This is a genomic window from Paenibacillus sp. GXUN7292 (assembly GCF_050864975.1).
Lineage (GTDB): Bacteria > Bacillota > Bacilli > Paenibacillales > Paenibacillaceae > Pristimantibacillus.
In genome coordinates this window covers 35567-46832 of record NZ_JBOZWO010000020.1, presented here as the reverse complement: position 1 = coordinate 46832, position 11266 = coordinate 35567, and the positions used below count along the sequence as shown (strand labels likewise).

The 11266-nt window shown below is 43.3% G+C and carries 7 protein-coding genes; 2 read left to right on the top strand and 5 right to left on the bottom strand.

Annotated features, from left to right (window positions below; all coding sequences use genetic code 11):
- The first annotated feature begins 5 nt into the window (after nucleotides 1-5).
- Nucleotides 6-3650 (top strand): DNA-directed RNA polymerase subunit beta', encoded by a 3645-nt coding sequence (gene rpoC, locus ACRRU2_RS16825; protein WP_432503381.1) that lies wholly within the window; start codon nucleotides 6-8, stop codon nucleotides 3648-3650.
- Nucleotides 3651-4149: 499 nt separating this feature from the next.
- On the opposite strand, the gene ACRRU2_RS16820 is transcribed toward rpoC, so the two are convergent.
- From ACRRU2_RS16820 to ACRRU2_RS16800, 5 genes are all read right to left on the bottom strand, one after another.
- Nucleotides 4150-4986 carry a carbohydrate ABC transporter permease gene (locus ACRRU2_RS16820; protein ID WP_331702103.1) on the bottom strand — a complete coding sequence of 279 codons (837 nt, stop codon included), beginning with the start codon at nucleotides 4984-4986 and terminating at the stop codon, nucleotides 4150-4152.
- Complete coding sequence (locus tag ACRRU2_RS16815) at nucleotides 4976-5854, bottom strand: carbohydrate ABC transporter permease (protein WP_331702102.1); 879 nt, start codon at nucleotides 5852-5854, stop codon at nucleotides 4976-4978. Before ACRRU2_RS16815 ends, ACRRU2_RS16820 begins: the two co-directional genes overlap by 11 nt.
- Nucleotides 5855-5936: 82 nt before the next feature.
- A complete protein-coding gene (locus ACRRU2_RS16810; RefSeq protein WP_432503378.1) occupies nucleotides 5937-7241 on the bottom strand; it encodes an ABC transporter substrate-binding protein in 1305 nt (434 codons plus the stop codon).
- Nucleotides 7242-7353: 112 nt separating this feature from the next.
- Nucleotides 7354-8115, bottom strand: a complete 762-nt coding sequence (locus ACRRU2_RS16805; RefSeq protein WP_432503376.1) for a response regulator transcription factor — start codon at nucleotides 8113-8115, stop codon at nucleotides 7354-7356.
- Nucleotides 8093-9883 carry a sensor histidine kinase gene (locus ACRRU2_RS16800; RefSeq protein WP_432503374.1) on the bottom strand — a complete coding sequence of 597 codons (1791 nt, stop codon included), beginning with the start codon at nucleotides 9881-9883 and terminating at the stop codon, nucleotides 8093-8095. Before ACRRU2_RS16800 ends, ACRRU2_RS16805 begins: the two co-directional genes overlap by 23 nt.
- Before the next feature lie 179 nt (nucleotides 9884-10062).
- Here ACRRU2_RS16800 and ACRRU2_RS16795 point away from each other — a divergent pair, with 179 nt between their 5' ends.
- The gene (locus tag ACRRU2_RS16795) at nucleotides 10063-11262 is read left to right on the top strand and encodes a GNAT family N-acetyltransferase (protein WP_432503371.1); all 1200 of its coding nucleotides are present in this window, start codon (nucleotides 10063-10065) and stop codon (nucleotides 11260-11262) included.
- Nucleotides 11263-11266 lie beyond the last annotated feature (4 nt).

The window sequence follows — 11266 nt, the reverse complement described above, 5'->3', positions numbered from 1 at the left end:
CATACATGACGAAGGAGGGTTGCTCCTTGTTGGACGTGAACAACTTCGAGTATATGAAAATTGGTCTGGCTTCGCCTGACAAGATACGCTCGTGGTCCCGCGGAGAAGTTAAGAAGCCGGAGACAATCAACTATAGGACGTTAAAACCGGAGAAGGAAGGACTCTTCTGCGAGAAAATTTTTGGACCGACCAAAGATTGGGAGTGCCATTGCGGCAAATACAAACGCGTTCGTTACAAAGGTGTAGTCTGTGACCGTTGTGGCGTCGAAGTAACTCGTGCGAAAGTGCGCCGTGAGCGCATGGGACATATTGAGCTTGCCGCTCCTGTGTCTCACATCTGGTACTTCAAAGGCATCCCAAGCCGTATGGGTCTGGCGCTTGATATGTCTCCTCGTTCCCTTGAGGAGATCATATACTTTGCATCTTATGTAGTAACAGATCCAGGCGACACACCGCTTGAGAAAAAGCAATTGCTATCTGAGAAGGAGTACCGCAGCTATCGCGAAAAGTATGGCTACGGCTTCCAGGCTGGCATGGGTGCTGAAGCAGTCAAAAAACTGCTTCAGGACATCGATGTTGAAAAGGAGCTTGGTCAGCTCAAAGAAGAGCTGCGCACAGCTCAAGGTCAGCGCCGTAATCGTGCGATCAAGCGTCTTGAGGTTATTGAAGCATTCCGCAATTCCGGCAATGAGCCGGACTGGATGATTCTTGATGTGCTTCCGGTTATTCCGCCGGAGCTTCGCCCAATGGTTCAGCTGGACGGCGGACGCTTTGCGACATCTGACCTTAATGATTTGTACCGCCGCGTTATTAACCGCAATAACCGTTTGAAGCGCCTATTGGACTTGGGCGCTCCGGATATTATCGTGCAAAACGAGAAGCGTATGCTGCAAGAAGCGGTAGACGCCTTGATTGATAATGGACGTCGTGGACGTCCGGTAACAGGTCCTGGTAACCGTCCGCTTAAATCTCTAAGCCATATGCTTAAAGGAAAGCAAGGACGTTTCCGTCAAAACCTGCTGGGTAAGCGTGTTGACTATTCAGGACGTTCCGTTATCGTTGTAGGACCAAACCTGAAGATGTACCAATGCGGCTTGCCGAAAGAAATGGCTCTAGAGCTATTTAAGCCTTTCGTTATGAAAGAGCTTGTTAATAAAGGGCTTGCTCATAATATTAAGAGCGCTAAGCGCAAAGTTGAGCGTGTAAGTCCAGAAGTATGGGATGTTCTAGAGGAAGTTATTCGTGAGCATCCGGTATTGCTGAATCGCGCGCCAACGCTTCACAGACTTGGTATTCAAGCGTTTGAACCAATTCTTGTTGAAGGCCGTGCAATCAAGCTTCACCCGCTCGTATGTACAGCTTACAATGCTGACTTTGACGGGGACCAAATGGCTGTGCACGTTCCGCTATCTGCGGAAGCTCAAGCAGAAGCTCGTTTGCTTATGCTGGCATCCGGCAATATCCTTAACCCTAAGGATGGCAAGCCGGTTGTAACTCCATCACAGGATATGGTGCTAGGAAGCTACTATCTAACGATGGATAATAATAAAGCACTAGGCAGCGGTTCTGTATTCTCGTCTGTTAACGAAGCGGTATCCGCTTATCAGCGTGGAGCAGTTTCCCTGCATGCGCGTGTGTTTATTCCAGCGAGAGTTCTTAATAAAAAGCAGTTCACAGAGTCACAGAATAATTCCTTGCTCGTTACAACAGTGGGTAAGATTATTTTCAATGAGAGTTTCCCGAAAGACTTCCCATACATCAATGAGGCTACAAAAGGAAACTTGCTGCAAGGCACACCGGATAAGTATTTCATAAGCGAAAAAGGTGCTGACCTTCGCAAATATACAGAAGATGCTACTATTCCGCCGGCTATCGGTAAAGATTACCTGGCCCTGATTATTGGAGAATGCTTCCGTATATATGACACAACCTTGACAGCTATTCTTCTAGACCGAATCAAAGAGCTTGGATTCACATATTCTACTAAGGCTGGTATTACAATCGGCGTAGCCGACGTAATTATTCCGCCAGAGAAAAGTGAAATTATGAAGAGCTCTGATGAGAAGGTTGCTCTAGTTATGAATCAGTATCGTCGTGGTTTGATTACCAATGATGAGCGTTATGACCGAATTATCGAAATCTGGGGCGATTGTAAAGAAGAAATTACGAGCGTTCTTATGAAATCAATGGATCGTTATAACAACATCATGCTTATGGTTGACTCCAAAGCGCGCGGTAACAAATCTCAGATTACACAGCTCGGCGGTATGCGCGGATTGATGGCCAACCCATCCGGACGGATTATTGAGTTGCCGATCAAATCCAACTTCCGCGAAGGGCTAACCGTACTAGAGTACTTTATCTCGACGCATGGTGCTCGTAAAGGTCTTGCCGATACAGCGCTGCGTACAGCTGACTCCGGTTATCTCACAAGACGTCTTGTTGACGTTGCCCAGGATGTTATTGTACGCGAGGATGATTGCGGTACAGATAAAGGCTTCACTGTTAGCAAAATTCAAGACGGCAAAGAAGTTATTGAAGATCTTTACGACCGTATTGAAGGACGCTATGCGTTTGAAACAGTTCGCCATCCGAACTCAGGCGACGTTATCGTTAATCGCAATGAGCTGATTGATGCTAACAAAGCGACTGAGATCGTTCAAGCAGGCGTTGAAAAACTACAAATCCGTTCCGTTCTTAGCTGCCGTGCGCGTCATGGCGTATGTAAGATTTGCTATGGACGAAATCTTGCTACAGGCAAGCATGTCGAGATTGGTGAAGCAGTCGGTATTATCGCTGCACAATCAATCGGCGAGCCGGGTACACAGCTTACAATGCGTACGTTCCATACGGGCGGCGTAGCGGGCGACGATATTACACAAGGTTTGCCGCGTATTCAAGAGTTGTTTGAGGCGCGTAATCCGAAGGGTCAAGCGATTATTTCCGAGCTTGATGGTGTAATCAAAGAAATCCGTGAAGCGAAAGACCGTCGTGAGATCGAGGTACAAGGCGAAGCGGAATCCAAAGTATATGCCGTAACTTATGGCTCTCGAATCCGTGTAACAGAAGGACAGCATATCGAAGCAGGGGATGAATTGACCGATGGTTCAATCGATCCGAAGGATATGCTGCGCATTAAAGGCATTCGGGGCGTTCAAAACTATATTCTTCAAGAAGTACAGCGCGTTTACCGGAACCAAGGGGTTGAAATCAATGACAAGCATATCGAGGTCATGATTAAGCAAATGCTCCGCAAAATCCGTATTGTTGACGCAGGCGGTACTACGCTTCTGCCAGGCGCGTTTGTTGATATTCATGAATATGAAGCAGCAAACCATGAAGCAATCTTCTCTGACCAAGAGCCAGCAGTAGCTAAACCGGTTCTGCTTGGTATTACGAAGGCTTCTCTTGAAACAGATTCCTTCTTGTCAGCGGCATCCTTCCAGGAGACGACTCGTGTCTTGACAGATGCAGCAATTAAAGGCAAGGTTGACCAATTGCTTGGTCTTAAAGAGAATGTTATTATCGGTAAGCTGATTCCTGCTGGTACAGGTATGCAGCGTTATCGCAACATTCGCTTTAATGGAATTGAAGAGGAAGCAGCTGAAGAGCTGGAAGCTGATCTTGAAGAAGTAACAGTAGCAGAATAATAAACAAATAAAGCGGTACACACTCTTTAGTGTGTACCGCTTTTTTGTTGAAATATAAGTTTTCAACTGTGAGGGATGGCGAGGCCGTCTATTCTTGAAATATAGGAAAGTATATGTTTTCATCTTATATTTGATCCTATATTTCACCGAGATATCGCACATCCTTAGCCAAGGACGCGCTGCGTTTCTTCTTGTATGGGCTGAAATCTAACGAAGCGTGGCAGTGTTATTACGCGAAAAATGCCTTTTTTGAAAATTTTAACGAATCTATATGTTCTTATTGAGGCTAAAAGGTCCTCTAAACAAGTGTTTATTCACACATAGAGCATCTGATCTGCGTTAAAAATTAATATCAACGAAATTTGCTTAAATAGCGCTATCAGTCTTCGTTACATTTTCAGTTCGTACAGTCGGCGCCGTTAGGCGTTTTTGTTGTGCACAAAATAAAAAAACGTTCTAATAGGCAGCGGATATGAATATGATCCATTCCATCTATCACTTACTTAATCCCTGTCAGGGATACACCTTCTATAAAGCGTTTTTGAGCAAGGAAAAAAACGATTAAAATCGGTAAAGCGGACACAACCGAAGCTGCCATAATGAGATGCCATGAAGTGCCGTTAATATTGGAAAACATCGATAAACCAATAGGCAATGTAAACAGCCGATCGGAGTTTACGTAAATAAGCGGACTAAGGAAATCATTCCAGCTGTTTAAAAAGGTGAAAATGGATAAAGTCGCTATTGCCGGCAGGCACATAGGCAGCATGATCGTATGGAAGATGCGCCATGGTGTGCAGCCATCGATTTTTGCTGCTTCATCGATTTCTTTTGGCACTGTAATAAAGAACTGCCTCATTAGAAAAACGCCGAATGCGCCTCCTGCTCCCAGCATAGGGGGAACGATTAGCGGGAAATGAGAATTAGACAGCTTCAGCTTTGCGAACGTAGTGAATAGAGGGATAATGGTTACTTCTACCGGAATCATCAGTCCGCTTAACAACAACAAAAACAGTCCGTTTTTTAAGGGGAAAGATATTTTAGCAAAAGCATAACCAGCCAGTGCGGAAAGAACACAGGTACCCGCAGTAACAATTACTCCAATGTATAAGCTGTTCCAAAAATAGAGAAGGAACGGCTGCTGTTTAAAAACCTCGATATAATTTTCCCATACAATCGGATTAGGAATCCACTGAGGAGGAAACATAAAAACTTTTGTCTGATCCTTCAATGAGGTGATTACCATCCACAAGAAGGGGATCATGATGAAAACGGAAACGATGATTAGGACCAAGTACACGAAAAGCTTATTCATTAAATTAGCTTTAGTTTTCAAAATGCACCCACCTTTTCCTCATGTACCACTGTATAATAGTAAGGGCCAAGATGATGGCGAACAGTACACACGCAATCGCAGATGCGTAACCAAATTCATATAAATTAAAGGCCTGCTGATAAATGTAGTACACTAATACCATCGTACTGTTTGCAGGACCCCCGCCAGTCATGACATAGACTTGTCCAAATACTTGCAAGGAGCCAATTAAGGTTATGATCAATGCTAAAAAGATAGATGGAGAAATTTGCGGCAGTGTAATATGAAGCAGTGTTTTCCATTTAGAAGCGCCGTCAATGCTTGCGGCCTCATAATATAATCGGGGAACGTCCTGCAGCCCTGCCAAAAATATAACCATATTGAGCCCCACATTTTTCAGTACACTAATCACAATTACAACTGGCATAGTCAAATGCATATCATAAAGCCATACAGGACCATCTATACCGAATAAAGATAAAATGCTGTTAATAAGCCCGTCTGTAGCAAAAATATATTTCCATACAATCGCCCATACCACGATGGAAACGACGACAGGTGTGAAAATCGCCGTTCTGAACAAGCCGATTCCTTTAATGTTCCTGTTTAACAGTAAAGCCAGAGAGAGGGCGAGCAAAATGTTTAACGGCACTAATCCAACTGAAAAATATAAAGTATTAAATAAAGATTTTTTGAAAATGGCATCTTGATTCAAAAGCTTGTCATAATTGCTCCAGCCAACCCAGGACAGTTCTCTTGTAAACGACCAATCTGAAAAACTCATTACCATTGCAGTAATGATAGGAATTAAAAGAAATATTATATATCCTGCAACCATAGGCAGTACAAAGGCATAACCATACCACATATCGCGTCGTGACAGCTTCAATATAGGCCTCCTCTCGCATTGCGAATTTCACCAAGCCAAGGCTTGGTGAAATTCGCTGTTTTATTTAGTTTGTAAGTGATTATTAAGGCGTAATTAGAGCGTTGAGTGCAGTCTCCAATTCAATAAGCACATCTTTAACCGTTGCTTGCTGGGTGTTCAATTTATCAATAATAGATTGAGCGGTAACATTAATTTGCTGCCATTTTACATGAGATGGGCTGACGCGGGCATCCTTCATCTGATCCAATACAGCAATTTGAATACTTTCTGGTGAGGGCTGCTGATCTGGTTTCATAAAAATTTCGGATTCAAGAATAGATTTACGCCCTGGCACGAAATATTGCGCAGTTACGCTCATGGAGTCCTTGCTGCTTAGAAACTTTAAAAATTGTGCGGCTTCTTCTGGATGCTCCGTATCGGAAAAAACACCAATGCCCGCATAGCCCATAAGTGTGCCTCTTCCTTTAGGACCTTCTGGCAAAGGAGCGACATCCCATTCGAAATCAGTAATTTTTCTAGCTTTTGTTACGAAGCTGTACATATCCTTGAACATGGCAACCTGTCCGGATTCAAACGTAGATTGGCTGTCGCCTGGCTTAGGATGCACCTTATCCTTGAACAGCATGTCATAGTAAAATTGAATCGCTTGTTCGGATTCAGGAGAATTAATAGCAATCGCTGATTTGTCATCGTTAAACAAATCTCCGCCATATGCCCAAACTAGCGGCAATAAAGTAGAAGACCAGTACTGCCAGGCATGCAAGTAATCCGCCCCATAAATTCCTTTTGATGAATCTGTCAACGCTTGAGCTGCTTTTAAATATTCTTCAAGTGTCCAATTGCCTTCGGTATAAAGCTCTGATGGCGTTTTCAATCCTTTTTCTTTAAACATTGTTTTGTTGTAAAAAATCATCGTTGTCGGAGTAGAAAATGGCACACCGTAGTTTTTTCCCTCGTTAGTCAGCAATTCCAAAGTGGCCGGATAAAAATCATTAAAGTCATATTCCTTATCCGCTTTTAATGCTTCTGTTACATCCAAGAGTTGGCCAGCTTGAAACAATGTTGGAATAGTACTTTCGAACACCCAGCCCAAATCCGGTGCTTCACGGGAAGCCATCATAATAGAAAGCTTACGATCGTAATCTTCATTTACAACATTCATGACCTCAACTGTCACGTTAGGATGAAGCGTAGTAAATTTTGCTGCTAAATCTTCGTACATTTTTTTGTGCTCATCACTGCCGGCAATACTGAACGTAAGATTAATCTTTTTTCCAGTAGACTGATCAGGCTTCTCAGAGTCTTGTCCATTCTTGCCATTGCTGCATCCGAGTACAGCCGTGAACGCGAGAACAAGTACAAGAATGCCTCCTATCCATTTTTTCATACCTATATCCCCCTTATAAACAGTCGTGTCCTGTGGACAAATTAAGTATAAAAGATATGTCTTACCGGCTAAAATCCAACAGAATCGATAAAAGGTATAAAATTTCGAGGGATTATAATTCTCGATATTGAGAAGGAGTTACACCTGTGTGCTGTTTAAACACACTCATAAAATATTTTTCATGTGTATAGCCGCACATAACTGAAATTTCCCTAATTTTCAAGTTAGTATCTTTTAAAAGCAGTTTTGCTTTACCGATTCTTTCTTCTGTTACAAATTCACCGTAATTTTGACCGGTTTCACACTTGAATAAATAGGATAAATATTGTGCATTCAAATAAACCTTTTCAGCTACTTCCTGTAGCGTAATATTCTGGTCAAGATGTTGCTGGACGTATTCCTTAACTTCGCGTATGATCTTACGGCTGCTTCGGCTGGCGCCAGCTTTACCATCTCTATTTTCTGTACCTGCTGTACGTTCTTCCTCCTGGATATGCTGCGCTTGTCTTTTTTCTTTATAACGCTCAAGTGTTTGCGCAAGCTCAATTCTGCTTATCGGCTTAAGCAAGTAATCGGTCACCCGGTAGCGCAGCGCTTGCTTTGCATATTCAAATTCCTCATATCCGCTTAAAATGTAAATATCAACGTCAGCGAATTGCTCGCGAATGCTTGAAATCATTTCAAGCCCATCCATAACAGGCATGCGAATATCGGTAATAATAATGTCGGGCCGTAATGCTCTGGCCAGCTCCAGGCCTTCCTTGCCATTAACGGCGACACCGGCAATTTTAAATCCGCCAATTAAATTTTCGATTAACTGACGGAGGCCTTCCCGTATTTGCTTTTCATCCTCAACGATCAATACGCGATACATCCTGATCCTCCTCTCGATGACGCCTTTGATTAGGCAGCTCCCAACTAAGCGGCAATCTTAAATAAACAAGGCTGCCTTGCTGGACTTTGCTATCAATGTATAATCCATAAGGCTCCCCATAAAGCAGCTGTATTCTATGAAATAAATTGTACAGAGCATATCCCCCGCGTCGTGTGCCGAAGGCTGAAGTTTCCTGCTTGTTTTTGCTGTGTTCCTCATAAAGTCCGGCATAGATCTTTTTTATATCCTCTGGCGTCATGCCTTTGCCATTGTCCTCGATTGCGAGGATCAGATCGCCGTTCTCGACTTCTGCGCGCACTCGAATTTGCCCGCCGCTATCGCCGACGCCGTGTTGAATTGCATTTTCGATAATAGGCTGGAGTATGAGTTTGGGTACCCAGCATTGCTCGAGCTCAGGATGCAAATCGATGGAATACACGATGCTGTCGCCGAATCGGAATGACTGAATTTGCATATAAGCTTCTACAAAGCGGAATTCATCAATTAGGCGGACTGGCATGCGCTCTTTATCTACCGTATATCGCAGCAGTTTTCCAAAGCTCGACGTTACATCTGAAATTTCCAAGCTGCCTTGCTGCAGCGCCATCATATTAATCAGTTCAAGCGTATTGTACATAAAATGTGGATTGATTTGACTTTGAAGCGCAGTAATTTCGGACTCGCGCTCCTTTACTCTGGTTTCATAAACTTCATGCACAAGTCGCTCAATCTCACTGACCATTAGGTTGAAGCCTACCGCAAGCTGACCCATTTCATCCGTTGCAGAAACCGCCACCCGCTCAGTAAAAGAGCCTCGCGCAATCCGCTTCATAGACATTTGCAGCTTGCGAATAGGCTTGACCAGCTGATTTGAAAACAAAGCAGCAATAATATAAGCAACCACCAATGATAAAATAGATAAATACAATGTGGAGAGCACCAGCTTCTCGGCATCCTTATGCAGCTCATTTTTAGAAATGCTCCCGACAATGAAAAGATTAGAATAGCTGGAAAAGGCCTTTTCAATTAAATCTCCCGTGTCAACGGCAAACGGGGTGACCTGATTGTTTTGCTGTGATATTTCACCACTTAGCTCTGGGTAAAACATTCTGCCTTCCTTGTCCATAATCTGCACCTTGCTTCCATTGCCTAATTTAACAGTTTCCAAAAATTCCAAAAATGCATTTTCATTTAAATCAATTTTTATCGTGCCCAGCGGTTTATTGGTCCCTGGTTCCCGTATTAAACGGGCAACAGAAAAGACATGTGCCGGGCGTTTATAATAATAAGCGATATGTGGCGGCAGAATAACCAGTTTCCCATCGGCTTGATTGACAGTGTCAACAGCTGCGGCATCTAGCAAGGACCACTTTGAAGCGCTGATGTCGTTGGAATCGCTGAAGAGGCTTCCGTCATTAGCTAACAAAACGAGCCCGACAAAATTTTTTCTGCTTTGCGAAGAAAGATAGAGGTTCATATTAAGCTGCTCTTCCTTGACAGCATATACATTTTCGCTCCAAGGCTTATTATGTTTGGCCAATGTGGCAATAACCGCATTCTGGTAATAAGGTGTCAACGTAATTTTGTCCAGCTCATCGATATAGTTGTCCAGATTCATACGAATTTGATCTGTAATCTGCACGACATAGTTTCTGGTATCCTTTTCTACAAAACTGATATATTGCTTATACGTAATTAATCCGCTGATCATAAAAGGAACGGTAATCACCAGCACGCATACTAAAAAATATTTTAAACGCAATGACATAAGATCACCTGCTGTTCATAACTTATTTTTACAGGGAAGTCGCTACCGCAGCTGGTGCTAAAATCGAAAGTTAGTTATTCAATATTGTGGGAGCGCTCACAAGTGTGCTATGTTTAATTATTATATCCCCTTATAAAGTCAACGCAAGATTTAATTTATTAAAGATGAGGAGAATAAGCATGAATTCTGATGCAATTGAAGTTCGCAGCGTTGAAAATCGCGAGGAACTGGAAGGCGTTTACGACATATTGGACAAGGTGTTTCCTAACGGCAAGCACTTTTTTCAGCAGCGTCTGGATTATGATCAGACATATTCATTTTCGACGACCTGGATAGCGAAATGCGATGGGCAGCTTGCTTCAACTGTACAAATTTTCCCATTCCACTGCCGAATTGAGGATGTGGAAATAAAAGTTGGAGGATTAGGCAGTGTCGCTACTCTTCCTGAATATAGAGGGAGAAGGCTTTGTCAAAAGATTTTAAACCGTCAAACGGAGTGGATGTCGGAGCAGGGCTTTGACCTGTCCTTGCTATTTGCTGTAATTACACCATTTTATGAGAAATTAGGCTGGAATGTCGTTCCTGAGCCTGTCTATGCAATAAAAAGCGCGTTAGTTCCGCCTGTACAGCTGCAAACAGAATACGAAATCATTTCATTCCATTCAGATTATATTGAAGCGATGTCAGATATGTATGCGGCTTTTAACCGAAATCGATCGTATTCAGTGGCAAGGCCGGAATCTTTTTGGCGCGATCAATTGCAATGGCCAAGATGGGAAACGTCCACTTGCTTGATCGCTTTGAAAAATGGCCGGCCAGCAGCTTATGGACAAATCAGCAAGACGATGGAAGGCAGAGCTCATATCGAAGAGCTGATCTATTTGGCAGGGGATGAGAAGGCAGCAGTGCCATTATTTCAATCTTTAATGCAGCTGCGTCCGGATGCAGTCGACATTCATGCGAAGCTGCCTAGCGATCATGTGCTGATTAACGCTCTAACTGAGTGGGGCGCGCAGCAGCAGCTCATTCAATACGCGATGTGGAAGGTTATAGGGTTATATCCGCTTCTTAAAAAAATGACGGGAGTTTTTACAAGAAGGCTGCAGCAAAGCGGGGAGTATGGAAATAAAAACTGCTGTTTACGTATAACATGCGGTTCGCAGCACGCATACCTTAATATTGCCAGTGGAACGGTCAGCGTAGAGCTGCATGCTCAGTCCCATATTGCATATAACGAGCTTGAGCTTAGCCAGGAGAAATTTATTACGTATCTTTTTCAGGGAGCAGACGAAGCTTCATCTATGACATCCCATTCAAAGCTGCTGCAGGCGCTGTTTCCGAAGCAGCCTTTCGTTTTTTATGTTACAGATAAGTTTTAATTTT

Coding starts and splice junctions, on each gene's coding strand:
- ACRRU2_RS16805 (WP_432503376.1), bottom strand. CDS start 8,115: ATGTATCGCGTATTGATCGTTGAGGATGAAAAGCAAATACGGGAAGGC.
- ACRRU2_RS16810 (WP_432503378.1), bottom strand. CDS start 7,241: ATGAAAAAATGGATAGGAGGCATTCTTGTACTTGTTCTCGCGTTCACG.
- ACRRU2_RS16800 (WP_432503374.1), bottom strand. CDS start 9,883: ATGTCATTGCGTTTAAAATATTTTTTAGTATGCGTGCTGGTGATTACC.
- ACRRU2_RS16795 (WP_432503371.1), top strand. CDS start 10,063: ATGAATTCTGATGCAATTGAAGTTCGCAGCGTTGAAAATCGCGAGGAA.
- rpoC (WP_432503381.1), top strand. CDS start 6: ATGACGAAGGAGGGTTGCTCCTTGTTGGACGTGAACAACTTCGAGTAT.